27 protein-coding genes and 2 pseudogenes are annotated in these 26,562 nt (G+C 38.5%); 10 read left to right on the forward strand and 19 right to left on the reverse strand.

The window, feature by feature from the left end; all coding sequences use genetic code 11:
• Both C1A47_RS13740 and C1A47_RS13745 read right to left on the reverse strand, forming a co-directional pair.
• Nucleotides 1–1,515 (reverse strand): aldehyde dehydrogenase family protein, encoded by a 1,515-nt coding sequence (locus tag C1A47_RS13740; protein ID WP_111895595.1) that lies wholly within the window; start codon nucleotides 1,513–1,515, stop codon nucleotides 1–3.
• Nucleotides 1,505–2,404, reverse strand: a complete 900-nt coding sequence (locus C1A47_RS13745; protein WP_111895596.1) for an NAD(P)-dependent oxidoreductase — start codon at nucleotides 2,402–2,404, stop codon at nucleotides 1,505–1,507. The genes C1A47_RS13740 and C1A47_RS13745 overlap by 11 nt, the downstream gene beginning before the upstream one ends.
• Before the next feature lie 179 nt (nucleotides 2,405–2,583).
• Here C1A47_RS13745 and C1A47_RS13750 point away from each other — a divergent pair, with 179 nt between their 5' ends.
• Nucleotides 2,584–3,486: a LysR family transcriptional regulator gene (locus C1A47_RS13750; protein WP_111895597.1), complete on the forward strand. Its 903-nt coding sequence runs from the start codon at nucleotides 2,584–2,586 to the stop codon at nucleotides 3,484–3,486.
• Between the two features lie 100 nt (nucleotides 3,487–3,586).
• On the opposite strand, the gene C1A47_RS13755 is transcribed toward C1A47_RS13750, so the two are convergent.
• From C1A47_RS13755 to C1A47_RS13770, 3 genes are all read right to left on the reverse strand, one after another.
• Nucleotides 3,587–4,207 carry an alpha-ketoglutarate-dependent dioxygenase AlkB family protein gene (locus tag C1A47_RS13755; RefSeq protein WP_111895622.1) on the reverse strand — a complete coding sequence of 207 codons (621 nt, stop codon included), beginning with the start codon at nucleotides 4,205–4,207 and terminating at the stop codon, nucleotides 3,587–3,589.
• 232 nt (nucleotides 4,208–4,439) lie between these two features.
• On the reverse strand, nucleotides 4,440–5,171 hold the full coding sequence (locus C1A47_RS13765) for a 2OG-Fe(II) oxygenase (RefSeq protein ID WP_111895598.1): 732 nt from the start codon (nucleotides 5,169–5,171) through the stop codon (nucleotides 4,440–4,442).
• The gene (locus tag C1A47_RS13770) at nucleotides 5,158–6,003 is read right to left on the reverse strand and encodes a methylated-DNA--[protein]-cysteine S-methyltransferase (RefSeq protein WP_111895599.1); all 846 of its coding nucleotides are present in this window, start codon (nucleotides 6,001–6,003) and stop codon (nucleotides 5,158–5,160) included. The genes C1A47_RS13765 and C1A47_RS13770 overlap by 14 nt, the downstream gene beginning before the upstream one ends.
• A gap of 323 nt (nucleotides 6,004–6,326) precedes the next feature.
• On the opposite strand from C1A47_RS13770, the pseudogene C1A47_RS17880 reads away from it, so the two are divergent.
• The 4 genes and pseudogenes from C1A47_RS17880 to C1A47_RS13795 all read left to right on the forward strand — a co-directional run.
• A pseudogene (locus tag C1A47_RS17880) lies at nucleotides 6,327–6,846 on the forward strand (IS5 family transposase); the annotation flags it as partial.
• A 376-nt stretch (nucleotides 6,847–7,222) separates the two neighbouring features.
• Complete coding sequence (locus C1A47_RS13785; protein ID WP_111895602.1) at nucleotides 7,223–8,449, forward strand: tyrosine-type recombinase/integrase; 1,227 nt, start codon at nucleotides 7,223–7,225, stop codon at nucleotides 8,447–8,449.
• Nucleotides 8,450–9,021: 572 nt separating this feature from the next.
• Nucleotides 9,022–10,119, forward strand: coding sequence for an alanine racemase (alr, locus tag C1A47_RS13790; RefSeq protein ID WP_111895603.1), 1,098 nt, complete (start codon nucleotides 9,022–9,024; stop codon nucleotides 10,117–10,119).
• An 11-nt stretch (nucleotides 10,120–10,130) separates the two neighbouring features.
• Nucleotides 10,131–10,490 (forward strand): RidA family protein, encoded by a 360-nt coding sequence (locus C1A47_RS13795; RefSeq protein WP_004904874.1) that lies wholly within the window; start codon nucleotides 10,131–10,133, stop codon nucleotides 10,488–10,490.
• Between the two features lie 190 nt (nucleotides 10,491–10,680).
• Here C1A47_RS13795 and C1A47_RS13800 read toward each other — a convergent pair whose 3' ends face one another.
• Together C1A47_RS13800 and C1A47_RS13805 are read right to left on the reverse strand one after the other, a co-directional pair.
• A complete protein-coding gene (locus C1A47_RS13800) occupies nucleotides 10,681–12,006 on the reverse strand; it encodes an ISNCY family transposase (RefSeq protein WP_111895604.1) in 1,326 nt (441 codons plus the stop codon).
• A gap of 185 nt (nucleotides 12,007–12,191) precedes the next feature.
• Entirely contained in the window at nucleotides 12,192–12,938 is a 747-nt protein-coding gene (locus C1A47_RS13805; RefSeq protein WP_111895605.1) for a hypothetical protein, read from the reverse strand.
• Nucleotides 12,939–13,081: 143 nt separating this feature from the next.
• On the opposite strand from C1A47_RS13805, the pseudogene C1A47_RS17885 reads away from it, so the two are divergent.
• Nucleotides 13,082–13,295 (forward strand): annotated as a pseudogene (locus C1A47_RS17885) (hypothetical protein); the annotation flags it as partial.
• Here C1A47_RS17885 and C1A47_RS13815 read toward each other — a convergent pair.
• The 7 genes from C1A47_RS13815 to C1A47_RS13845 form a co-directional block, all read right to left on the reverse strand.
• A complete protein-coding gene (locus C1A47_RS13815) occupies nucleotides 13,295–14,209 on the reverse strand; it encodes a LysR substrate-binding domain-containing protein (RefSeq protein WP_111895606.1) in 915 nt (304 codons plus the stop codon). The pseudogene C1A47_RS17885 and the gene C1A47_RS13815 sit on opposite strands and share 1 nt — an antisense overlap.
• 103 nt (nucleotides 14,210–14,312) lie before the next feature.
• Entirely contained in the window at nucleotides 14,313–15,593 is a 1,281-nt protein-coding gene (locus tag C1A47_RS13820; protein ID WP_111895607.1) for an OprD family outer membrane porin, read from the reverse strand.
• An 85-nt stretch (nucleotides 15,594–15,678) separates the two neighbouring features.
• Complete coding sequence (locus tag C1A47_RS13825; protein ID WP_111895608.1) at nucleotides 15,679–16,989, reverse strand: MFS transporter; 1,311 nt, start codon at nucleotides 16,987–16,989, stop codon at nucleotides 15,679–15,681.
• Between the two features lie 51 nt (nucleotides 16,990–17,040).
• Nucleotides 17,041–17,820: an SDR family NAD(P)-dependent oxidoreductase gene (locus tag C1A47_RS13830; protein WP_111895609.1), complete on the reverse strand. Its 780-nt coding sequence runs from the start codon at nucleotides 17,818–17,820 to the stop codon at nucleotides 17,041–17,043.
• Nucleotides 17,810–18,706 (reverse strand): sugar phosphate isomerase/epimerase family protein, encoded by an 897-nt coding sequence (locus tag C1A47_RS13835; RefSeq protein WP_111895610.1) that lies wholly within the window; start codon nucleotides 18,704–18,706, stop codon nucleotides 17,810–17,812. Before C1A47_RS13835 ends, C1A47_RS13830 begins: the two co-directional genes overlap by 11 nt.
• A 314-nt stretch (nucleotides 18,707–19,020) precedes the next feature.
• Nucleotides 19,021–19,323 (reverse strand): YciI family protein, encoded by a 303-nt coding sequence (locus C1A47_RS13840; protein WP_111895611.1) that lies wholly within the window; start codon nucleotides 19,321–19,323, stop codon nucleotides 19,021–19,023.
• 245 nt (nucleotides 19,324–19,568) lie between these two features.
• Nucleotides 19,569–20,441, reverse strand: a complete 873-nt coding sequence (locus tag C1A47_RS13845) for a LysR substrate-binding domain-containing protein (protein WP_111895612.1) — start codon at nucleotides 20,439–20,441, stop codon at nucleotides 19,569–19,571.
• A 104-nt stretch (nucleotides 20,442–20,545) separates the two neighbouring features.
• Here C1A47_RS13845 and C1A47_RS13850 point away from each other — a divergent pair, with 104 nt between their 5' ends.
• The 4 genes from C1A47_RS13850 (at nucleotide 20,546) to C1A47_RS13865 (ending at nucleotide 22,750) form a co-directional block, all read left to right on the forward strand.
• Entirely contained in the window at nucleotides 20,546–20,758 is a 213-nt protein-coding gene (locus C1A47_RS13850) for a tautomerase family protein (RefSeq protein WP_111895613.1), read from the forward strand.
• Nucleotides 20,755–21,447 carry an aspartate/glutamate racemase family protein gene (locus C1A47_RS13855; protein ID WP_111895614.1) on the forward strand — a complete coding sequence of 231 codons (693 nt, stop codon included), beginning with the start codon at nucleotides 20,755–20,757 and terminating at the stop codon, nucleotides 21,445–21,447. The genes C1A47_RS13850 and C1A47_RS13855 overlap by 4 nt, the downstream gene beginning before the upstream one ends.
• 263 nt (nucleotides 21,448–21,710) lie before the next feature.
• Complete coding sequence (locus C1A47_RS13860; protein WP_111895615.1) at nucleotides 21,711–22,091, forward strand: hypothetical protein; 381 nt, start codon at nucleotides 21,711–21,713, stop codon at nucleotides 22,089–22,091.
• Nucleotides 22,082–22,750, forward strand: coding sequence for an LrgB family protein (locus C1A47_RS13865; protein WP_111895616.1), 669 nt, complete (start codon nucleotides 22,082–22,084; stop codon nucleotides 22,748–22,750). Before C1A47_RS13860 ends, C1A47_RS13865 begins: the two co-directional genes overlap by 10 nt.
• A 65-nt stretch (nucleotides 22,751–22,815) precedes the next feature.
• On the opposite strand, the gene C1A47_RS13870 is transcribed toward C1A47_RS13865, so the two are convergent.
• The 5 genes from C1A47_RS13870 to C1A47_RS13890 form a co-directional block, all read right to left on the reverse strand.
• Nucleotides 22,816–23,850, reverse strand: coding sequence for a LacI family DNA-binding transcriptional regulator (locus tag C1A47_RS13870; RefSeq protein WP_111895617.1), 1,035 nt, complete (start codon nucleotides 23,848–23,850; stop codon nucleotides 22,816–22,818).
• Between the two features lie 147 nt (nucleotides 23,851–23,997).
• Entirely contained in the window at nucleotides 23,998–24,750 is a 753-nt protein-coding gene (locus tag C1A47_RS13875) for an SDR family oxidoreductase (RefSeq protein ID WP_111895618.1), read from the reverse strand.
• A gap of 10 nt (nucleotides 24,751–24,760) precedes the next feature.
• The gene (locus C1A47_RS13880) at nucleotides 24,761–25,573 is read right to left on the reverse strand and encodes an aspartate dehydrogenase (RefSeq protein WP_111895619.1); all 813 of its coding nucleotides are present in this window, start codon (nucleotides 25,571–25,573) and stop codon (nucleotides 24,761–24,763) included.
• Nucleotides 25,570–26,331: an alpha/beta fold hydrolase gene (locus tag C1A47_RS13885; protein ID WP_227539788.1), complete on the reverse strand. Its 762-nt coding sequence runs from the start codon at nucleotides 26,329–26,331 to the stop codon at nucleotides 25,570–25,572. Before C1A47_RS13885 ends, C1A47_RS13880 begins: the two co-directional genes overlap by 4 nt.
• An 11-nt stretch (nucleotides 26,332–26,342) precedes the next feature.
• Nucleotides 26,343–26,562: hypothetical protein (locus tag C1A47_RS13890; protein ID WP_264756272.1), on the reverse strand; the 220-nt coding region annotated here is incomplete at its 5' end.

Raw genomic sequence — 26,562 nt, forward strand, 5'->3', positions numbered from 1 at the left:
TTATCCCTCACTTGGGCCATATTTAAAACTGAACGTTGGTTGATTGGCTGTTTCAACCCAAACACTTTTTACTTCACTATATTCACGAAGTGCATCTAAACCTGAGGAGCGTCCATAGCCACTTTGTTTATATCCACCAAATGGTGAACTGACATGAATGGTTTTATAACTGTTAATCCAGAATGTTCCCGCTTTAACGCTGGCTGCGACACGGTGAGCCCGTGCGACATCATTGGTCCAAACCGCACCTGCCAGTCCAAAATTGCTTTGATTGGCAATACGGACAGCATCTTCTTCATCTTTAAATGGAATTGCAACGACGACAGGGCCAAAGATTTCTTCTTGGGCACAGCGCATTTCATTATTGCCTACCAAAACCGTCGGCTGAATATAAAACCCTTCATCCGATAAGATCGGCTGAGTATTTCCTGCAATCGTTGCACCTTCTTCCTGTGCAATGTTTAACATATGACAGACATGTTCAAATTGCTTGCGATTGTTGATCGGGCCAATATCAATGCTCGGACTTTCAGGATTCCCCACTTTGATTTTCTGTGATGCCGTTGCAAGTTGCGCTACAAAAGTCTCAAAAATACTGTCTTGAACCAAAAGGCGTGAACCAGAAACACAACTTTGACCCGCGCCACCAAAGATGGCTGCCATCGCACCCTGACGTGCCTGATCTAAGTTGGCATCTTCAAAGATGATATTGGCAGATTTACCCCCGAGTTCTAAAACACAAGGAATACAACGTGCAGCAGCAGCGCTGGCAATATGTCGACCCGTTTGCGGAGAACCCACAAAGCAGACTTTGCCAATGTCGGCTTGCGCAATAATTTCCTGACCAATGGTGTGCCCATAACCAGCGATCACGTTCACCAAGCCTTTGGGTGCTCCTGCCAGTTCAATCATCTTGGCAACCAAAATCGAGCTGACTGGGGTGAGTTCAGACGGTTTTAAAATCACGGCATTTCCCGCCGCCAACGCAGGTGCAAGTTGCCAACCACAGGTGAAGATCGGTGCATTCCACGGAGTGATCTGAAACACGGTTCCGATAGGTTCATAACGGACATAGTTTAAATGACTGGTCGGAACAGGTATGACCTCACCATGTAATTTATCTGTCCATCCCGCATAGTATTCAAACATTTCGGCAACACGCAGCACTTCACCTTTTGCATCATTGATCGGCTTGTTTGATGTTAAACATTCAACCTGAGCAAGATATTCCGCTTGCTGACGAATCAGTTGTGCAACCTGAAAAAGAATGCGTCCACGCTGTGCAGCGGTCTGTTGTTGCCATTGCTGCTGTGCCTGATGAGCAACTTGATCTAATGTTGCGATAATCGATGGATCTGCATCACGAAACGAAAGCAGTAGAGAGGCATCATGTGCACGGTAAAGCTGAATTTCTTCACCTGTACCCAAGACAATTTCACCATTAATCAAGCTGCCAATTTCAGTGAAATCAGGGAGAAAATTTTGTATTAAGGATTGTATTGAGTTATTGATCATTTTCATTCTCCTGATGAGAAAAAAGGGCGGCATCGGTTTGCTTGACGATGCAGTTAAAATCCTCGCTATCGGCGATGAGTTGCTTGCTGTCTTGCCACATTTGAATAATCTGTTGCGATAGCGGCAAGTTGAGGTCGAGCTGATCCGCTAAAGACTGCGCCAAGCCGACATCCTTACGCATCAACCCCATTGTAAAACCCGAGTCATAACGTTGATTGAGAATCCATTTCGGGAAAGAAACTTCGCTCACGGCACTGCGTCCTGAACCTGCATTAATTCCTTCTAATAATTTTTCAGGCGACACCCCTGCATGGTGAGCCAAACTGACTGCTTCAGCCGTCGTAATCAAATGTGCTGCTGCCAGTAGGTTATTGGCAATTTTGACGACATTTCCTGAGCCAACATCACCGACATGCACCTGAGTTTTACTCATCGCCTGTAATATAGGCTGTACTTGCTGAAAAACAGTTTCATCTGCGCCAACCACCATGGTCATGGTGCCTGTTGCAGCGCCAATTGGCCCACCAGAAACAGGTGCATCAATGAACTGGATGCCTTTTTGTTGCAGGGCTTGAGCAACTTTACGACTGGTTTCAGGCGTTGATGTCGTCGTATCGATCACGATTAAGTCTGAGATGGCATGGGTTAATACGCCATTTTCACCTAAACAAACCGCTTCTACATGTTCAGCTTTTGGCAGGGAAAGAATCAGGACTTCAATCTGGCTCAATAATTCACTTAAATTTTGAGTTGTTTTTATGCCGTTCTCAGTCGCTTTGTGTCTGGCTGCTGGATTCAGATCGAAACCATAAACATCAAATGATTTTTTAAGCAGGGTAGATGCCATCCCCGCGCCCATATTGCCTAATCCTAATATCCCAACTTTCATATTTATTTCCTTGTTTTAAAACGCTTCTTTTTAAAACACTGAGCAGTGGAAGAATGAAACGTCATCTTCTTATTGACTAAATTTCAGCTAGGAGTATAGACAGCGCATAATGTTCTATTCAATAATCTAAAAATGCACATTTGTTGCTTTAAACGCAACACTGATAAAGGCGTTTGCCCATGAGTATTTTGCAAGAAAACCGAATTAAATTTTTCTATGAGGCGGCCAAAAGGGGAAGTGTTCGCGCAGCAGCCGATTTTTTTGATGTCGCACCTTCTGCGATTAGTCGGCAAATTAGTGCACTCGAAAGTGAGCTTGCTGTTGTGCTGATTGAGCGGCATCGGCGTGGGGTAAAACCGACAGAAGCGGGTGAGTATTTACTGGAATATTATAAAAACCGTCTGATCGAACAGGATAATTTATTAGAATCTTTTCAATTACTTAAGGGACTGCAAAAGGGCACGCTGACTTTGGCGATAGGCGAGGGTTATATCTCAAAAGTTTCTGAAGTACTTTCATTATTTTCCGAAAAATACCCTGCAATTAAAACCTATTTGAGTATCGCCTCAACCAATGAGGTTTTGCGGATGGTTTCTGAAGATGAAGCGCAGATTGGTGTTGTGTTTAATCCCAATCGCGACCCAAGAATCCGTTCCCATATGAGTTTTAACCATCCAATGAGTGTGGTTGTCCATAAAGACCATGAATTAACTCAGAAAAATGAACCGATTTTACTCAAAGATATTTGTAAATACCGTCTGGCATTACCTGATACGACTCATGGAATTCGTCATCTGGTCAGTGATATTGAAAATGAAGCAGGGGTTATTTTATCGCCTACATTGATTTGTAATAACCTGCATACCTTGAAAATCTATGCCTCTTATGGCGGAGTGACGCTGATTCCTGCATTTATGGTGAATAATTCTGAAGGACAAAACTTGGAATTGGTTGCGCTGCCTTTGAAGAATCAGAGTAGTTTTTCTGAGAAAACTCATGTGGTCACCCGTTTGGGACGTCAACTGACTGTGGGTGCGGGGCATCTCATGCAGCTATTGATTCAACGGATTCAAGAGATTTAGTCTGTTTAAGGAGTTTATTGGATATTCTTATTTTTCTTAGACAAGTAGTTCAATCGTTTGGACACTTTATCTATTTATTCAGTTCATGAAAATTGAAAAACTAAGTCTGAATATTAAAATGTTCAATTTGCCTGAATGTGAGATTTATCCGTGCAGTAGTGACACGTGTAGTTGGAGGTAAACGATGTAACCAGTGGGTTTGAGTGGTATCTTTCATGACTAACAAGCTACCATGTGCCAAAACAATTTCGACTTTTTCTTGAGAGACTTTATGTTTAAAGGAAAACTTCCGTTCAGCCCCAAAACTTAACGATGCAATAGCACCATTTTTTCTTAAATCGCTTTCCCCATCGCTATGCCACGCCATTCCTTCATTTCCATCGTGATAAAGATTCAGCAGGCAAGAATTAAAAGATTCGCCTGTATTTCGCTCTACAATTTCTTTTAATTCCAGTAATATACGATTCCAAGCTAAAGCATGCTTTGTAGTTTTGGAATAGGTATATGAAAATGGATAATCTCCGTACCAAGCCACTTTCCGTTTGGTGATGATACGTTTCCCATAGATAATCGCTTCATCATTTTTCCAGTCAATTCCATGTAATAACTCATCGAAATACACATCAGATTGCTGTAGTGAAATGATTGAACCGAAATATAAAACTGTACCATCATACGGAAGTAAGTTTCGATTCAGATTTTCATGCTCAAACAGATCCATTTTTTCAAACCATAATTTCTTTTTTATACAATGCCTACAGGGGCGGCAGCCTAATCGCAAAGCTTCAGACACATCTTTAAAAACACACACGATTTTTGCGTTTCAAGCGTTTTCCTGAACGGCAATACAACGTGCCGTAAATTTTGAATAGCTTATTTCCACCCTAAAGGTTTTTCCTTGTCCAAGTCAAAATCAAATCACTGAGTCTGTAATCAGTTCATGATGTCGCATTTTAACGGACTGCATCATGAAAAATAATCCCTAATGTATACCGTTCACCCCAATGAAGTGGGCTTACACCATGTTTCATATTGACGCGGTAATAGCCACGAGTTCCTTTTTCAGGTTTAAACTGTGTCGTAAAAATCAGTACATCTCCTTTTTGGGGTTGCAATACAGTCACTTTAGATTGAGCACGCGGAATGTGTTGAGTTAAAACAAACTCGCCACCTTGATAATCGACATTGACCTGACTTAAAAAAATGACCAGTTGAATTGGAAAATAAATTTCACCATATAAGTCTTGATGCAAGGTATTAAAGCCATCTTTACGGTACTTTAAAATTAATGGGGTTGCATAGCGTTGTCCATGTTCATGACACTGTTGCAAAAAATCCTGATGTGTTTCAGGGAAAACGGGTTCGAAATTCAGCGCTTTAAACCAAGCATTCGCAATCGGCATGAGATATGAATACATTTGCGTACGTAGTTGCTGAATCAGGTGGGGTAAAGGGTAATTAAAATATTTGTACTCACCCAGTCCAAACCGATAACGTTGCATATCGACTGTTTTACGATACAGTGTTGGATGGACATAATTATTCTTTATAACGTCACATTGATACTCGGTTAAAAATTTTTCCAGTACCACAAATCCACGATCATGCATTGTTTGAGCAATTGAATCCCAATCCAGTTCAGCAAGTTGATGTTTAAAATATTCTGCTAACTCAGCCGAGTTCATGTGTTTTTGCTCCTTCCCAGCCAATAATGGCAGTTTTTCGCGTTGTTCCCCACATGTACCCCCCAAAATGTCCAGAGGATTGAATTACCCTGTGACATGGAATGAGAAAGGCAACAGGATTACTCCCAATTGCTGTACCTACCGCACGGGCCGCTTTGTCATTGCCTATACCCTTGGCAATTTCACCATATGTTGTCAGCTCTCCCATCGGAATTTTAAGTAAGCTTTCCCAAACCTTAAGCTGAAATTCCGTGCCTTTAAGATGCAGCTTAATTTTAGATAAATCGCCATGATTTAATTGAAAAACGCTAATTGCCTGCTTTTGCAAGGCATCTTCTTGCTGCACAAATTTTGCATGTGGAAACTGAGCTTTAAGCTGTGTAAAAGCATTTTCATGGTCTTCTGTAAAAGCCATGAAGCAAATGCCTCTGACTGTAGATGCAATAATGATGGAACCAAAAACTGTTTCTGAAAAACTGTAATTAATTTGCAACGAAGCACCGCCATTTTTATATTCAGCAGGGGACATCCCTTCGATCTGTATAAATAGATCATGCAAACGACTAGTGCTTGAAAGGCCTGTATGAAATGTGGCGTCTAATACACTGTTCTCTTTATGATTTTTTAAAATAGTTTTGGCATGTTCCAGACTAATATATTGCAAAAATTTCTTAGGGCTGATTCCTGCCCACTCAGTGAAGATTCGCTGAAAATGTGCCTGACTTAAATGAATATGTTCTGCGATCTTCGATAAACTTGGCTGTTCCTTGAAGTTTTGATTGATATATTCAATTGCTTTTGCAATCCGAATATAATTCGTGTCGTCTGACATGGTCACTCACAGAAATCATTTAACTTAAGTAAAACATTACCAAATAGAATGTCTGAGAAAAATCCGAATCTTGCTATTTATGATGTCATCAATGCTTTGGATGATATTTTTCATGGCAACATCCATAAAATTGAAAAGAGATCAGAGTGTATCGTGACCAATTTTTCAGTTAGGATAAGAGGTTACGTTGAATAGAATTTAGATATATTAATTAATAACCAAGTTGTTAAATATTAAAATTTACTAGAGCGTATCTTCATTTGAAAAATTGGTTTTAAATGTTTAAAAGAGTTATTTAAATCCTTTTATTTATATATTTTTCAATGGCACGCACTCTACTCACTGATGATATTTGGCAACAGATTCAATCTACGATGCAGTTTCATGGTTGTTCTTGTTCAAAGAACAGTAGAAATATCATGGAAGCCATCTTATGGAAATTACGTACAGGTGCGACATGGCGTGATATTCCTGAAGAATTTTGTCCTTAGAAAACAGCATATAACCGTTTTAATCGTTGGGCATGTAAGGGCTTGTGGGGTAAATTTTTTTAAACTACGAGGAATATTGGATCAAGAATGGGTATTCATTGACGGAAGCTACATACGCACGCATCAACATGCAAGTGGAGCTCAGCATGGTTTCGAGCGAGCAATTGAACAGTCTAGAGGTGGAAGAACCACAAAAATCCATCTTGCAACCGACGCAAATGGATTACCGATTGATTGTAAAATCACTGGAGGTGAAGTCCACGATAGCCAAGTTGCAGCGCAGTTGATTTGTGAGATCGGTCAGGCAGATTATCTAATTGCAGATAAAGGCTATGATTCAGAAAAAATCAGAATACTGGCAAATAAACTCAGTAAAAAATTTGAGGCATACATCAACCATCTTCCAGTCAGCATTTTCTTCACTCATCAACATTCTGCTTAGATAAAGTTTGTCTCAATTTTTCCATATCAATGGATTTAAATCATTTAATCCAGCATATCTACAAGCATCAGCCATTTTGCTAACGATTCAAGCAAAGAAATTGAAAGCATAAAAATGGTTGGTCATATGGTTGTTTTAATTGAATACCAATTTTATTTTTTAATAAAAACAATTATTTAAAATTTTACGTGATGCGTTACTTACGCATCATTTATAAATGTCTTATTTTGAATAAAAGCATATTTGAGTGTATCATTCACAGCAATGTAAAAAATCAGGTCACTGCATGGCTTTAACGGAAATTCTGGTCAAAAAGGCAAAAGTTCAGAGTAAACAGTATCAATTGGCAGATGACGAAGGCTTAAGTCTGGTCATTGAACCAAGTGGAAATAAATACTGGAAATATCGTTATAGTAATGCACATGGCCGTCGTTCAGAAAAAAGGCTGGGGCATTTTCCCGAAGTCACGCTGAAACAGGCACGACAGAACCGTGATCAATTTCAATCCGAACTACTCGGACAAAGTGAGACTGAATCTGTAAGTAAAGTTTTATGTTTCCGGGATGTTGCGCAAGAATGGTTGGATTTCAAAACACGTAATTCACTGGGTGATTATCCGCGTTGTGGTGTTTTACAACTGGCGAAAAAATGTATTGAGCAGGAACTTAATCCGATTATTGGTGATCTCCCTTTTGCAGAGTTAAAACGTTTTGATCTGGTACAAGTGATCCGTACCATTGAAAGTCGCGGTGTAAAAGAACCCGTTAAAAAAGCCTGTAGTTATTTAAATCAGATTTTTGATTATGCTGTTGCAGTCGGATATATTGAATTTAATATCGCCAATCAGCTACATAAAGTATTAATTACCACTAAAGTTAAAATCAATTATCCACATTTAAAATTAAATGAGATTCCTGATTTTATAATGCGGATTAATAATAAAAAATCTCACCCAATGATTAAAAAAGCGCTATGGTTAAAGTTATATTCGGGTGTGCGTGGGGCAGAGCTGATATCGGCAAAACCTGAACATTTTGACTTGGAAAAACGCCTTTGGAAGATTCCTGCCATTCATGTTAAGCAATTAAGACGTAAGGTTTTATTGGGAATTGATGTACCAGATTATGTGATTCCATTATCTGAACAGGCCGTTGAGGTCGTACGTTCAGCAATGCAATGGTCTCATGGTGAAAAATACGTGTTTTCAAGCCCAAGAAATATCGACAAACATATACATATCAACGCAATCAATACATTTATTCGGAAGCTTGGTTATAATGAAAATGAGTTATCTTCACATGGTTTAAGATCAACCATGAGTACGATTTTAAATGACAGTGGATTATTTAAAAGTGAGTGGATTGAAGCTCAACTTTCACATACCGATAAAAATGCCACTCGAGGTTCTTATAATCATGCCGATTATCTAGAGCATCGCGCACGGATGATGCAGTGGTGGAGTGATTTTCTACATAGGGATCTTGCTAGCCATAATATTGAGGTAACGATTTAAACCTGTGTACTGAGAGATCACCGAAAATTTCTAATTTTTCTAAAAGAATTGCTACCTACTTTGTAGTAGTTGTAGCACCAATTCTATTAAAAAATTAATTTCGTTTTAGATATTCATCTAAAATCAAGCCTATAGAAGATTTGACCTATATAATGAATTTATTGGCTTTTTCTAATATAGACGAGAAAAATAAATAAATTATCTATAAATAAGCCATAAAAATAGTGAAATCACCTATTTATTTAAAAATATACTAGGTGAATTAACTGGAATTAGACAGGTTATTACGGGTAGATTCATTGGATGAATCAAAATAGATTTCGGGTTTAAGTCCCCCAAATTTACCATTTCATACAAGCAATGATTTACAAGACCTCCTGTTGAAGATCAATCAAATGAAAATATACTCGTATTTTCTATGCATTTTTTGGTCGTAGGCGTGATGTAAATAATCATCTCTATACGTCATACCTTCTTGTTTTAGTTATCAATTTAGAGAGCAGCATCTAGAAATTGGTGAAAAGGCCACATAGTCATTCATCAAGATTTCAAATATAGGTTGGGAATAAACGATGTCACGTCCAATTACGGCAATTATTCATCATGAAGCATTAGCACATAACTTGGCTATGGTTCGCAGTACCGTTGAAAATAGTCAGGTCTTTGCCGTAGTCAAAGCAAATGCATATGGTCATCGCATTGAAAATGTTTACAATGCATTTAAAACCGCTGATGGCTTCGCGCTACTCGATATTGCTGAAGCGAAAAAGTTACGTGCTTTAGGATGGGAAGGGCCGATTATATTGCTTGAAGGGATATTCTCACCTCAAGACCTTTTTGATTGCACTCAATATAACTTGAGTTTTGCGATTCATAATGAAACACAGGTGAAATGGGTTCAACAACACCAATATCCTGCTCAATTTGATGTGTTTTTAAAAATGAATAGCGGGATGAACCGTTTAGGCTTTAAACCAAGCGAATATATCAGTACTTGGAATCAACTCAATTCAAATCCTGCAATCAAAAGCATCACGCATATGATGCATTTTTCCGATGCAGATGGTGAGCGTTTAGGACAACCAGGCATTAACTATCAATTAGAAACCTTTGAAGAAACTGTCAAAGATTTACCAGGTAAACGCTCAATCAGTAATAGTGCAGCTATTCTTCGCTATAAGCTTCATTCAGATTATGTTCGTAGCGGGATTGTGCTTTACGGTAGTTCACCAGATTATCCAACACACACCATTCAAGACTGGAACCTGCAACCAACTATGACCCTGAAAAGTGAATTAATCGCAATTCAGGATTTGCAAGATCATGAAACCATTGGCTATGGTTCAACATTTACAACACAAGGGCCAATGAAAATCGGGATTGTGGCTTGTGGTTATGCAGATGGATATCAACGTGTATCACCAACAGGTACGCCAGTTTTGGTGAATGGGGTTCGAACTCAACTGATTGGGCGGGTCAGTATGGATATGCTGGCTGTCGATGTCACCCATATTAGCGATGCACAAGTGGGCAGTGAAGTTGTACTTTGGGGCAAATCTTCTTCGGGTACAATTTTACCGATTGATGATGTCGCAAGCGCATCTGGAACAGTCGGCTATGAACTGATGTGCGCTGTCACATCACGAGTTACTTTTTTAAATCAACCGTAGAGAAATCATACATGTCAAATTCTAGCATTGAGCATTTTAAAACAACGGAAGTTATGAGTGCAGTGACTGTATTCAACAGCGTTGTTTATTTATCTGGCCAAGTACCTAAAAATACTGATTTGGATATTGAAGGTCAAACCAAAGAGATCTTGGCAACGATTGATGAGTTGTTGGCTTTGGCGAACACGGATAAAACTAAATTGATCTCAGCTCAGGTTTTCATCAAAAACCTAGAAGATTTTCCAAAATTTAACGCAATTTGGGTGGATTGGTTAAAAGGCAATGCAACTCCTGCACGCGCGACCATTCAAGCAGATTTAGTTAACCCGAACTGGTTAATTGAAATTGCTGTAACAGCAGCTCAAATTTAAGCCATTGAAAGAGTTGGAATATACTGGTATTCCAACTCTTTTTTATTTATCCCAATAAATAGACTTATAAACTCATATATCATAGGCCAGATATTTTTATTGGTGAGAATACAGACACTTTAAATAGTTTCTAACAGCTGGTGTTATTCCCAAGTAGAAATGTCCTACCTAATAACTAAATAGAAATGTCCTATACAGGCATTTCCAAGTCAAGCACAGGATTTAGATTTCGCTGTTGAATAGCTGTCTTCTGTGCACGTCTACTTGGCATCTTTTGAGAACGATTCCGTTGGTTATGCTGTTCCAATTCTTCATGCTGCTGTTGAATATGTGCCAGCACAGAACCCAAACGTTTATTCTCAACAATCTCTCGTTGGTTCAACTGACTTAATTTATCAAAGATGCTGTAACTGACTTTTCTCCCTTGATATTCAATCGCTACAGTTCCGTCTGGGTATTCTAAAAACTCAATATATTTGCCGATCAGCTTTTGATTTTCTTCAGTGGTTTCCAGAATATATACGCATTTATCATACGTAATGGTCAGGCTGTTGGTGACTCTACGTGACTCACGCCAAGTAAAAATATCATCTAATTCCTCAGGGGTTTCAGTGACACTTCGGTGTAGATCCTTGGGGTTAAAGGCTGTCTTCGCAAATTTTAGATTGAACTGCTCAATAAAGCGGGGTAGCCATGCATTGGCTTGCTCAATTGAACAGATCCCTTCCAGTCGCATCTCTTTGATCAAACGATCCTGTAGAGTTCTATTGGCGCGTTCTACACGCCCTTTGGCCTGTGGTGAGTTGGCAAAGATGATGTCGATATTGAGCGTGCTGAGTACGCGCCCAAATTGCGTAATCTTGGTGTCTTTCTTACTGCTTTGATTCACTCTAAAGACAGAGTGCTTGTCACTGTAAAACGCCAATGGTTTACCGTGTTGTTCAATGTAGGCTCTAGTTGAGAGCATATAGTCAAAGGTTGATTCTGATTCACAGAAACGTAGGTGCTGTAAGTTTCCTGTGGCATCATCGATAAACACCAGTAGACAGCATTTAGGAGCACGTCCTTCGAACCAGTCATGGTGTGAGCCATCAATTTGGATCAGTTCACCATAACAATCTCGGTTATAACGAGGCTGATAGGGTCGTTTCAGGCGTTTAGAGCGAGGAATCCACAAATTGGCTGCAATCATCCAGGAACGCAATGTTTCCACAGAAATATCCAAGCCATGAATGCTGGTCAGCTTTTCATGGGCTAAGGTGGGTCCGAAACCATGAAATTGATCAGAGACAATATTGAGGCACTTCAGTCTGAGTTCTTCAGGAATCTTAGAGTTGCTGGTTTGGCCACGTGCCGCATGGGCTAAAGCAGCTGGACCTTGAGCTTTATATTTTTGTAATAAGCGTCTGATTTGACGCTCTGAAATATGAAGCAGCTGAGCAGCCTGAGACTGGCTAATGCGTTGATCACAGATTTCCTGCAAGACCGATAATCGTTTAAGTTCTTTATCCGACATAGACACCAACATATCAAACAGTCCGCTTCGATAATCACAAAAGTGCATATTCTAAAAGCGGACATTTTTACTTTGGAGAAACCGGACATTTCTATTTTGGGCTTACAGCTGGATTTCGTATAATGCGGATTATGTTAAATAAATAATGATAAAGGAATTTGATATCTACTATTTCGGTTAAATTACTACCTAGCAGGATTATTCCTAGAAATACATACATTATGAGTAAATTCAAATATATCCTTAAACTCAATAGATTTGATAAATTTTTTCCCTAAATCAGTAATTAATAGAGGTGAGTCACCCCAAAACGTAGGAGTAATTAGATTTAGGTTTTTGAGTTCTTCTATACAAATTAGTAGAAGTGGATTCTCTTTTTGTAAAGTATAAATATCATTAGCCTGCCACAAAGATTCTTGCCCTAATTTTTCGAATCTATTAAGTAGATCTAAGTGATTAAAACTCAATCTATCTAAAATCAAAATAAATAATGAAATCATTTGTGGAGAAAGATCTGGATCTACGCATCCATTTGCATATAAATTGGAAAAAAATTTAACTTTTGCTTCTTCATATTGATTTCTAGCTTTTACAAGCATCCCTTCAAATAGTTCTTCTGCAGGCTTTCTGTATCCTACAGGAGATCTAAAAAAATCATCATTTCTTATTTGAAGACCTTTATTTAAATTACTTTCTAATTTTTCTACGAAATAAATATAAGCCTTATTCGTACGTATAACTTCTTGCTGTGACATATTTCTATCTAATGTATCTGCTATGGTTTCACCAACTGTAGTCATTACTACTCCAATGGAATTTGGAATAATTCCTGTTGGATCAGGAATCCATATTTGAAATAATGGAGTTGTAGTCGCTGCGATTATTTGAGAACCTTGTTTGAATACAGCAGGCAATATTTTTTTAATGTTCATCTAATACATAGCCTAAAAAATTAAGGAAATCTAAAATTAACATAATTGATATTATGCGAAATATGAATGTTAGAACCCATTTAAAGTGTCTATATTCTCACCAATAAAAATGTCTAGTTTATGATGGTTTTCACCATCATGGGCTGGATATAAATAGAAGAGATGCTGATCACTATGTCAGACAAGGAAATACTCAAGTCCGTGCTGCTGAAATCCTCAATCTTTCAACCCGTCAAATTACTTGGATTATTCTGAAGCTCAATCAAGATGGTATTTCAGATTTAGCATATGCCAATTGTGGTCGACCTTCATCACCTCTATGACAATCTGTTAAAACTAGAATGTCTTTCAATTATTTAGAAGTTCATTGCACTCACTTTTTTAAGAATATCAATAAAGCTTTTGACTTCTAAAGAACGATTTTTATCAGCTAATGTAGTAATCCCTACAGGGCCTCTAAGTAAATTATTTTGAAAATCAAGTTTTGATAATAAACCATTATTTAAATCTAAATTCACGATTCCTTTTTGAACAAACCAAACAGCATCGTACTCAGTCACGTATACTCTTGAAAAAGTTTCGCTCGTACATTCGATTAATTTATATTCTTGATTAAAACTATTTTCAGATATTAAGAAGTTATCAGTTGTAATACGGACTAATGTATTTTTAGGTGAAACTAAAATATCATAGGGAATAATATCTTCTAAAGATATTTTCTTTTTAGAAAGAAGAGGATGACCATTTTTAACAACAAGAAATAAGTCCTCTTCATATAGTGTTTCGAAAATTACGCCCGTCATATCTTTTCCGATAAGACGCCCAAGAATTAAATCAATCTCTTGGGTATGAAGTTTTTCAACTAAATATTCATAGACACCAGATAAAATTTTCACTCGTATGGTTGGAAATTTTTCTCTTAGTGCATGGATCGCCAAAGGCAGAATCATGCCAGCTGCTGTCGGTAGAGCACCAATTGTGATGGAATATTCTTCAGTTTTGTTGTCTAAGTCTAAAGAAAGTGCCATATTATAGCTCGACAATGTCTGTGAGGCATGTTTATAAAACTCTTCCCCTGCTCTTGTCATTTGAATTGATTTTCGATTTCTTTTCAGGAGCTGGACATTCAGCTCATCTTCTAATTCTTTCATACATTTAGAAACAGCCGAAAGCGTAACATGAAGCTTGTCTGCAGCTTTACTAAAACTCTCCATGTCTACCACTGTAATAAAGAAGCGTAAGTGCCGTAACTTAATGAGTGATTGAACCATCTTCTTCCTTGCAAGATATTAAAAGCTTTACATTACATCAATTAGGAACTATCAAAAACATTTTTTCAATAGTTCCTAACTTTAAAAAAACCTATATTAATAATTAGTTAAATAAAGGAATGGTATAATTTAGAATCACCCGATTATCATTAAAACTACTCGTATTTCCCCAGTTTTTACGTAACTCAGAATGTCTTAGTTTAATACTCAATGACTTCAACCATCCCGTTTTTATGGTATAGCCAATTTCAGTTTCCCAGCCATGCTCTCGCCCATTTTGCGTTTGTGAGTTTTCAACACCATCACCATAAATATAACGGCTCATCACATTTAAGCTGGGCAAGTTCCATTGACCAAAATTCAGATCATAACGAAGTTGCCAAGAGCGCTCATTTGGATTGTCATAACTTGAAGTAAAACTATCATTCGCGAGTGTAGCTCCACTCGCGCCATTCACTCGTAGAAAACTATCTTTGCCTCTCATTTGTTGAACAGCAAAGGATACTTTCTGATATTTACCCACCAAAGATGCTGTCGAAAACAATGCTTTATTATCCAGTTTTCCTGCTTTCGCTTTACCCTGTTCTTGACCATACAAATAGGCAACATCCCATTTTAAAGTTAAATCATTAAGTGGAAAGCTCTTATCGTAGCGAATATAGCTTTGTTGATAAATATCAGCAAGTTGAGCATACCATAAGGATATCTTATCTTTTCTCTGATTAAATAAATAATCTGCCCCAGCAAAGTTAAACTGATCTGAAAAAACTGATTTATGACTATTGATATACATATCATCCATATGATCAGTATCACGTGGACTATTTTGAAAAAACTGTCCTGCATATAAATTTAAATTTTTATATTCAGAAGAACTAAGCTGCCAACCTTGTAAGGTTTGAGGTAAAGAACGCCCATCATCTGAACGTAATATTGGCAATACAGGCGACCATTCCCCAACCTTAAGTTCAGTATTCGAGACTTTCATCTTTGCGGCCACTGCTACTCGACCAAAACTATTGGCTTGAGAATTATCGTCTTTTACAGGCAATAACTGGGTACCGATTTGATTATCTTCTCCACGAATCTTAAAACTATAAAGCCCAAGAACATCAACACCAAATCCAACTTTTCCTGGGGTATACCCTGATTTAAAGTCTGTAATAAGACTTTGAGTCCATGCTTCCCCAGTATCCCTGACACGATCACCTTGATAATCACGATTCATATAAAAATTTCGCAAATTTACATTCAGGGTTGCATCATCAATAAAAGAATTTTGATCATCCGCATAAGCGGCATGATTTAAACAGGATCCACCAACCACCATCAAAGAGAGGAGAGTTAAAAATCGCTTATTCAGCTTTGCATTAATTTCAAACATTTGCATTATCCTTATGCTAAATTTTGAGTAAAAGAGTGCTATGGCCTGATATTTCTATGATCAGACCATAATTTTTTGAATAAAATTAAATCTGTTTTAAATTTTGGAGTGCTCTATTTGGATCTTTTTTTAAAAAGCGTGACAAATAGGCTGAGATTGCGGCAATCAGAGAAAGGGCAGCAAAGAAACTTGCGAGCTCAATCCAACCTCCGCCAGAACTGATAATGAAATAGCAAATACTTGGTGCAAATCCAGATATGATAAAGCTAATCTGAGTTGCCAAGCCAACGCCTGTATAACGATTTTTCAAGCTAAACATTTCGGCGTATAAAGATGGCCATAATGCATTTGGCGCACTATAAAAGACACCTTTAAGTAAAATCGCAGAGAAAATAATGAGATAAGCTGAATTTGTTGTGATCGACCACAGATATAAAAATGATCCAAATGCACAAGCAACACAGCCCACCACAAAAATTACTCGTTTCCCTATCCGATCGGCCAAAAATCCATATAAAGGCTGAAAGAATAATGCTGCGAATTGGCAAGCGGATATAGCTGTCAGCATTAACGTGCGATCAACATCTTGATTGTTGGTTGCCCATGACAGACCAAAAATAAGTACCAGAGATGAAATTGAGCAAATCAACGCACAACAAAAGACAGTTAAAAATGAACCAAATTCATTCTTAAAAACAGAGAATACAGGTACAACTTCTTTTTCGTTGTTTTGCGATTTCTTTTGGAGCTCAAGTTCAAATTGAGGGCTTTCTGTTACACTGCGACGAATAATCCATGTAAGAACCACCATGAAAGCGCTCAGTAAAAATGGGATTCTCCATCCCCATGCCAACAACTGATCTTCACTAAGAAACTTCGTTAAAGGAATAAAAACTGCCGATGCTAAAATTGCACCAATTGAAGCTCCGTTAAGTAACCAACTTGTATAAAAAGCTTGTTTGCCAGATGGTGCATGTTCCATTGTAAGTAGACTTGCACCAACCTGTTCACCTCCTGCTGATAAGCCTTGTAACAATCGAAAAATAACCAGCAAGATGGGTGCGAATACACCAATCTGGTGATAAGTTGGTAATGCTCCAATACCAAAAGTCGCTAATCCCATTAGCATTAATACAATCATTAATGACTTTTTTCGGCCGAATTTATCTCCAATATGTCCGAAAATCAATGCCCCTGCAGGACGGGCAATATACCCAATTCCGAAAGTTAATAATGCGGCTAATGTGCCAGCGGTTTTATTTTCCTGTGAGAAAAAAATTTGATTAAATACTAATGCGGCTGCTGTTCCGTAAATAAAAAAATCATAATACTCAACAACGCTTCCTAGAAAGCTGCTCAAAGCAGCTTTTTTTGCATGTGTGTTAGCCATATTCATATCCTTGTTATAGCTATAACTTTTAAGTTATCAATCATCCAGTATGATTATTTATTTGCGTCCAAATGGTGCTAACTGGCCACCACCACAAACATGAATCACTTCTGCGGTAATAAATGAAGAATCCTCTGACGCAAGAAATGCAGCAGTATTTGCAACATCTTCTGGTGTCGTCAGGCGCTTAATTGGCGTGTCCTGAATCGCGTTTGCAGCAATCTTATTGAATTCGTCCATATCGCGCCCATCTAAGGTAAAAGCTGATGGTAAAATCCCAGGTGCAATCGCATTCACCGTAACGTTATATGGTGCTAATTCTCTTGCCATTGAACGAGTTAATCCGACTAAACCTGCTTTACATGACACATATGCAGGTGGTCCACCAGCAACCCAGCAACGCGATACAATATTGATGATTCGCCCACTATTTTGTTGTATAAAATACTTGCTCAGCTTTTGACTGAGTAATGCAGGCGCACGCAGGTTTACTGCAAACATTTTGTCCCAGTCTTCGACCTGAAAATCCAAAATAGAGCCTCGTAAATTTAAGGCTGCGTTGTTAACCAACACATCGACTTGGGTATATTTAGATTGAATTTCTTCAATTAAATCTTCAATTGCATGGTGGTTGCCTAAATCAGCTAAAATAAGATCTGCACTATCCTCTCGAGCATGATTCAACTCATCAACGAGCCCTTGAGCAACTTTTGCAGAAATATCGACCGCAATAATCTGAAATCCATCCTTATGTAAGCGTCTGCAAAGCGCTTGTCCAATTTCTCCACCAGCACCCGTTACAAGGGCGATTTGTGTTGAGGAACTTTTATTTGGCATGAGCAACTACTTCCTTTTCTATTGCAAAAAAATCATCATCTAAATAGTTTTGAATAAGCTGAATGTTATGTTCCAACTTTTCTGAATCGCTGCGGTAACTTGAGAAATCCTCAATAGATAACCAATCGTTGAAGTTATTTTCCATCACCGTAGTCAACATTTTCTGGATCGGCAAAACACCATCCTCGATTGTTTCCCAATACCAACTCCAACCCTTATGTTGTGCTAAACGTTGATATCCAACATTTTTTATCTGGACATGTGTCAGATATTTTCCAATAAGATCAAGGGACAACTGCACGTTCTCTCGGCCTTCGATGGCCAAATTTCCCATGTCATAAATCACACCCAATAAATCTTCTGGATAATTTTCCGCAACACGCATTGCGAGTGATGCACTTGAACAAATCGTTCTTTGGTGGATTTCAAGTGCCAATTGGATATTCAGGTCTTGGGCTTTAGGTAAAACCTCATCGATAAAACGACGGAATTGAGCATAACTTTCTTGATATTTGGCTGTGGTATCCGTAAATGGTGCCCAGATTCGGATACGAGATTGATTGGCAACATGTGCAAATTCAATCATTTTTTTACAATAGTCTAGGTCACCAACAGGAATATAAGGACTCAGCCCGAATATCTCGATATTGGCGTCTTGACAGCGTGCAGAAATTTTTTCGATTGATTCTAGATTAGGTTGAATAGTACAAAGATTATCTGAAAATGCAGGCTGCTTTAGAAGATTACCATTTACACGCTGTGCATCTGCTACTCGCCACTCGACGCCACGATAGCCATACTTAACTAAACCTTCCACCAACTGCTCGGGGGTCAAACTTGGAAAAGCAGCGCTATTTGCACCAATTTTATTGAACTTACCTGTCATTTGTACTATCCACGACCTTTTTTTAAAGTCTAAGTTAATTTTTTGGATAATAAAATTGAAATAAAATTCACTTTAAGTTAACTAAAAAGTCAACTTAAGTTAAAAGAATATGCAGACTGAACATCCCAAATGAATATGTAAGAGAGCAGTCATTGATGAAAAGTTGCGTACACAAAATGAAGATAAGAATTGAATTATTTTTATATTTTTAAAATAAATACGTTCTTTTGAGCTAGAAAGATTTAGCCTATAAAATAGATAACCCCGACTAAAATAACTTTTCATTTTAGTCGGGGTTATAAAACACAAAATCTTTAATTTACAGGAAAAGCTTTATTAAAAACTTTTACATCGACATGAGCATAAATGCCTTCACGAATAAATGGTTCTTCTTTTAACCATGTATCCAGCTCTTCTCGGCTATCAAAATCAACAATCATAATGCTGCCATGAAAGCCTGCACTAATATTATCTGGATCTTTAGGCAAAGCTCCTGCTGTCACTAACCGCCCTTCCTGATTAAGTTTATTTAAGCGTTCCACATGCTCTGGGCGAGTTGCCAAACGCTTTTCAAGAACACCTTCATTGTCCACACAACTTAATACAAAATACGGCATAATATGACTCACACTACAATTAATAAAAGAAATAAATTATCTCTACAACATATAATTTTCATACTAAGTGATCTCACTATCAATTTCTATGATCCGTGGTTGAATTAAATTCAACTTTAAGTTAACTAAAAAGTGAACATAATCTTATGTACCATTTATATATAAAGTAAATTTCAAATTGACATCAATTTATATAATAAGAACTTTATAAACAACTTATGAACTAAACTTTAGGTAAACATAAGTTAATTTGTGGCAGATCTCGCACTTTTAAGACATTTTTCAAGAGCTTGGATATTTGCAGAAACTAATTCCTTTCTCCAAATTAATTCGATTTGTATTCTACCTAATTCTGTATTTATCGGGTGTATCGATAGTAAGTCTCTGTTCGGAAAAATATCAAGCATGGATTTGGGAATGATCGCAATCCCCATCCCTGCCGCCACACCTCCTAATATTGTATGGTAGGAAGTGACCTCTGCAATTCTTTTAGGTGTCATATTGAATAATTGATACCAACTCAACAGCCGATCTCGATATGAACATCCCTCTTTAAATACAAGGACAGTAGCGTTCTTGGTATGAGATGGGGTAAGAATTGGAGAATGCCCTTTAGGAGCAATGATAATTAACTCCTCATCAAAAATTAAAGTTCTGCCTAGAATCGGGTTTTGAGGAGCATCCCCAATTAAAGCCACATCTAGCGCACCATCTATCAGAGATTGATACAACGTGTCCCGAATACCCGTAATTAATTCTAATTCGATTGTTGGATAGGTTTCATATAACCGAGCAAGTGGGAGTGGTAATTTTGATGCAGCCATACTCTCCAATGCTCCGACCCTCAAAGGCCCATAAGGTTGATCGCTTTTAATTTTATGTTCAACTTCTTTTGCTAACTCTATAATTTTCTTTGCATATTCATAAAGTAACATTGCTTTTGGGGTAGCGACTAAACACTTTTTCTCTCGCATAAAAAGTGATGTACCCAAATCATCTTCAAGTTGCTGTATACGGATTGTAATAGCAGAAGGTACTCGATTGAGTCTTTGTGCTGCCGCAGTAATGCTTCCAGTTTCAATAAGGGCGATAAGCGTTTTAAGTTGGCTGATTTCCATGATTCAATAAAATTAAGTAATTCATTCAATATTATTTAATTTTATTGAATATAACTACCCTCTAATATCAAACACATTAATTTATAGGCTTTAGAGCACGTTCAATGCCTTTTGTGAATGTAAAAGTGACTGGTGGGAGTGAAGCACCAACAGTTAAACAAAAAAAATGGATTATTGAAGGAATTACACAGCGATTGGTGGCTGTTTTAAATAAAGATCCTGCAACAACTTTAGTGATTATTAATGAAGTTAAGATGGATAACTGGAGCATGGCAGGAAAAACAACAACAGGGCACAGACAAGAGGTTCAGCAATGAAAAAACTCGGGTTAATTGGTGGGATTGGGCCAGAATCGACACTGCTTTATTATAAAAAATTGGTTTATTTATTACAAAAAGAGGTTGGGCCAACATTCTTTCCTCATTTAGCGATTGAAAGCTTAAATGTATTTGATGTTTTAGCATTTTGTGAAAAGAAAGACTTTGATGGGCTTATTTCATATCTTATGAGAGGAATTAATAGCCTGATTGCAGGTGGCTCAGAAGTCATCGCATTAACGGGTAATACACCTCATATTGTTTTCGATCAGCTTCAAGCGAAATCTTCTGTTCCATTAGTGAGCATTGTTGAAGCGACAAAAGATGCTGCTCAACGTCAGGATTACGCAAAGATAGGATTGCTAGGGACAAAGTTTACAATGCAAGCTGAGTTCTTTAAAAAGCCATTCCTAGATGCTGGAATGGATGTTATCACTCCTCATGACGATGAACAGTTATTTATTGCAGAGAAAATTTCTAAAGAACTTGAACATGGGATTATTTCGGCAGAAACGCAAAAACGAATGCTTCAAATTGTTCAACGAATGCGCGATGAAGATAAGATCGAAGCAATCGTATTGGGTTGTACTGAGCTACCCTTAATATTCAAGGACACTATTTTGTCGATCCCTGCATTGGATACGCTAGAGATCCATATTCAGGAATTAGTGAAAGCCATAAACCATTAATTTACCCAAGAATGCCATAATCCACCTATACAAACTAAACTAGTTTATTGTTTTAATTCAGCACTTTGAACTCATAGTAAAGTCCAATCCTCGCGATTCGGGCTTTTTATATGAATTATCGTCTCTCATGCTTTCTTTGCATAAAATTCTGTATAAATTGTCCTAATTTCTTTAATCAAGAATAGGCTGACTTCTATGTAAACGTTTACATTTTGATTTTTAAAAAATATACTATTCCTTATTACTCTGTAATTATTTTGACTATGACTCTCAATTTAAAAGCGAGCGTGTTTGTCGTTGCGCTCATTATTAGCTGTCGTGAACTGGCTTATGCGGCTATGAACCATGTTGCTCATCCAGAATTAGGGAATCTTGCAGGTTTATTTTTATTATTAGCAATCATGCTGATCTGGAAAAAAATAAGACAGATTCCTTCCAGCCTCATTTTTTCAAGCAGCGCATTAATGAAAGAAAGCGCTTTTGCTTTCTTACCTGTATGTGTTGGGTCATTGATCATGCTATTTCATCTTAAGGACTCTTTATTGATCTTTTTAGGGATTTTGATATTCAGTACGCTAATTCCCTTGTGGGTTTATGCTTTGATCAGTAAAAAATTCATCACAGGGAGCATGTCATGTTACTGATTATCGCATTCTCATTGACGCTTATTGGTTATCTGATTTCAAAAAAACTGAATGCTCTTTTTCCAAAAATCCCAATTATTGTCTTTTCGATGTTTATTATTCTGGCATTAATTTCAATATTTAAGATTTCGTATCAGGACTATAGTCATGCTGTGCAGCCTTTATTTAGCCGTCTCTTAGGCTATGTGACTGTTGCGCTTGCGATTCCTTTAGCCTGTATGAAATATCAGGATTTACCCTTAAAAAAATTCAGCAAAATGTTGGTTTTCGCAAGCTTTACCGCTTCCGCCTTACCTGTCACTTTGGCTTATTTACTTCATTTGTCTGAACCCACCATTCTTGCCTTTACAACACGGGCAATCACCACACCGATTGCCTTGAATATTGCAGAAATTATTCATGCCCCTGCAACGTTGGTGACGCTGATTGTGATTCTTTCAGGTGTAATTGGTGCGTCATTTTCATCTTTAATTTTAAAAAATATTGATGATGAGCGCGCAGCAGGTTTAGCTCTAGGCTTGGCAGCACATGCGATTGGCACAGCACAGGCTTGGCAACGCAGCCCTGTTGCAGGTGAGTTTGCAACGTTTGGCATGGCACTGAATGGAATTTTTACAGCAATTTGGTTGCCACTGGTTTTTCATTTTATGCATGGGTAAATAAAAAAAGCTGAATAGGCTTCGTAATCTATCCAGCTTTAATCATTTTTAGAGCAAGTTAAAACTTATTGGCGCTGAGCCGTTGAATCGCGCACGATCAATTTTGTTTCAAGCAACTGTGACTGCATTGGAACTTTTTGATTGAGATTATTCAAGATGGCTTCCGCACTGAGTTTGCCCATTTCTTCGGCAGGAATATTTAGTGTTGTTAGTGGTGGATTAAGATATTCGGTAAATTCCAAATTATCATAACCAATGACATTGATCTGCTCTGGCACTGCAATTTTCAGCTCTTTCGCCCCCGCCAAAACCCCAAATGCGATGACGTCACTATTACAAATAATCGCGGTGACTTCTGGGAAATCTTGCAGAATGGTTTTCAACGCATCCTTACCAAAGGTAATGTTGTACTGATTTTTACTTTCAATCACATAGTGTTTTAATTGCTTGGAATCCATAAAGTTTTTAAAAGATTCGACTCGTGCAATCTGGCGATCATTGCCCTGTAACGGCCCAGAAATCATAGCAATATTTCGGTGCCCTAAGCCATATAAATACTCAGACATGCTGGTGGTCGATGCATAATTATCAAATCCAATAAATGGAAATTTAGCATCATGATGATAAGAGTAAGTGCAAATCGTTGGGATTTTAAATTTCTGCAAATAGGCTTCTAAATTTTTATCTAAAATCTCACCTACAATGAGCAGCGCCTCTGCTCCGCGCTCAAGCAATAGCGTGACTTTGTCAAAAATATTACTGGCATCGAATCCACAGGACAAAATATAAACCACATAACCTTGTTCAGACAGTTTATTCTGAAAAGCATTAATCATGGTGGCGTAGATCGCGTGATCCAAAGTGGGAATAATTGCACCAATCACATTGGTTTTTTTTGATCTTAATGCTTTGGCTGCTGAGTTTGCAGTGTATCCCATTGATTCTGCAATTTTTAAAATTCGCTCACGAACTTCAGGTTTAACAACGTCTGGTTTGTTAAAACTCCTCGATACGGTCGCAACAGAGACATTCGCAGCTTTGGCGACATCTGTCACACTGACGGTATGAACACGCTGAGTATCTTGGTCTTGTTCCAACATAAACCATCCATTCTTTTCTATATAAATTACATGCTAAATTATACCAACAAAACGTTTTAAAAGATGTTCTATCTCTTGTATTTTTCTATTTTTTATCAGGTAAATAAATCAGAGTAATGGGTCCTATTACTCTGATTTTTCATTAAATTATCGTGCGGTATAACCTCCATCAATCGTGAACATTGCGCCTGTTGAAAATGAAGATTCGTCAGATGCCAAGAATAAAATCATATTGGCAATATCAATTGGCTCACCCATTTTATTGAGTGGTGAACGTGCTTCTAAGCCCTTTTTAAATGCCACAGGATCTTCAACTTGCTGGAAGATTTTGTCGTAGTAACTTGAATTGATCACACCTGGTGCAACGCTATTGACACGAATGCCTTCATTGGCATGGTCAAGTGCCATCGCACGGGTTAATGCAGCCACACCACCTTTTGCTGCAACATAAGCAGCACGGTCAGGAATACCAACCACCGAAATCGTCGATGCAAGGTTCACAATAGAACCGCCACCACGTTTAATCAGTTCAGGAATAGCATATTTAGAGCACAGGAAAACCCCTTTAAGGTTCACATCAATCACGCTATCCCACAAATCTTCTTCAAGCGTTGTCACTGTACCCAAACAACCAAAACCTGCATTGTTGACCAAAATGTCGAGTCCACCAAAATGCTCTACGCTGGCTTGAACCATTGCTTTGACATCTTCAGCTTTTGCTACATCTGCCGCAACCGCAAACGCGTTTTCACCAATCGCAGCAGCGACACGCGCAGCATTGTCAAAGTTACGATCTGCTACAACGACTTTTGCGCCTTGTTGAGCAAATAAATGGGCTGTTGCTTCGCCAATCCCTGCCCCCGCACCTGTGATCAATGCGATTTTATTCTCTAATCTCATCTTTGTTCCTTTAAAAAGTTAAATGATTAAGTTGTTTGGTTACAGCCTCTTCAATGCTGAGCGCTGCAAGCCAAGAAGTTCTCGGATTTTGTGGTAAAGGGTTGTTACTTAAGCGAATATGAAATTCACCAAAGTTACCATCTACTTGAACTTCATGAATATTTTGATGCACGCTCGGATCGGCAAAGAGCTGTACATGAGTTTGGTCAAAACCAACGCCCGACAACGCAACGGCTGCACAAACATTGGCATTTTTGGGATATTTGATCGCGGCTTCAGTGGCAGTGCCTTGGAAAATCAAAGTCGGTTCAGTGATCTCATCCAAATTGAATTCAGTTTCAGCAGGTGAACCTTTCCACGCATGTGGTGGTTTACGACCTGTATATTGCACTTGCTTTAACCCCGAGGCTTTGGCAGAACGTAACGCATCCAAGCCACCGATTGCTCCAGAAACCAATGCCAGCTTGGTGTTTCCAAGATTGGCTGCATGGTTCAGCGCAGCAAAAATTTCAGGATCGGCAAGCGTACCGATGGATGCGATGACCGTATCAATACCTGCTTTCAGTAAAGCGGGAACATGATCAATCACGGCATCATGCCCTGCACACTCCACGACAATATCAGGTGACCATGCAATCAAATCCTGTACGCTATACACAAAGTCCAGTGCAGGAAAACTCTCAAGCTGCAAAGCATTCGCTGGCTCATTTAACAGACTGGCAAATGCCAAATCTGGATAATTACGTTGTAATGCGCCAATCACATAGGAACCCATTGCCCCGAGTCCAATAATGCCAACACGCTGAATTTTTTTAAGGCTCATACTGCCTCCCAAAATGATCTGATGATTTCCGCATACGCATGGGGTTTGACTTTCGGGGTAAAATGCCCGCCCTCAAGTTCAACCAGTTGCGCATTTGCAATCAGCTGTGCAAGCTGTATGGAATGATCGAATGGCACGATGTAGTCATCTTTTGCCCCAATCACAAGCGTCGGAAGCTGTAACGTATGCAGTTCCTGAATGCAGCTATAATTCAGAAGCATATCAATACGCTTTAAAATCATGGATTTATTCGCAGAACTCTCTACAGATGAGCCAGACTTTTCTTTCTTGAACGTTTTTCCATAGTACGCAGATGGATAGGCCATATAACGGGTTAATTCGTTGTAGGCATCCTCACCCATCTGCTCAAGGATCTCTTTACGGTAATGAAAGAAATCAATAAAGCGACGATCTGGCTTTGCCCATCCGCTACTAAGCACAATACTGTTGACTCGATCTGGGTGTTTTAATGCCAATGTCTGTGTCACCAAACTGCCTGTTGAATGACCTAAAATGTGGGCACGGGCAATCTGTAGATGATCCAGAATTTGAATCACAGCATCTGCAATTCCAGTGATGCTCGGTTGCTCTGCATCGAGTTGACTCTGCCCCACTCCGGGATGATCAAGAGTGATCACCCGAAAATGAGTAGACAGTAAAGGAACGACCTGACTCCAAAATGAAGCGCGTCCCCCCAGACCAGAGATCAGCACAACAGCTTCACCTGATCCCTCATCTGTAAAAAAGATATTTTCCATCACAACATTCTCTAATTCTTGGTGTAAGCAAAAACACCATTGCCTGAACTTTCGATCTGTTCAATATTCTCTGGACGATCAAATGGTTCTGGGGCAGGTTCACCTTCGGTACGTGGACGTCCGATATCTCGGAAGAAACCTTCCAAACCACTTGGTGTCATAAACCAAACCCAGTGCAAATCTTCTGTGCCATTGTTAAGGAAGGTATGGGAGTTATGTTTGCCTAAAAAC

This window comes from Acinetobacter sp. MB5 (assembly GCF_003261585.1).
GTDB lineage: Bacteria > Pseudomonadota > Gammaproteobacteria > Pseudomonadales > Moraxellaceae > Acinetobacter.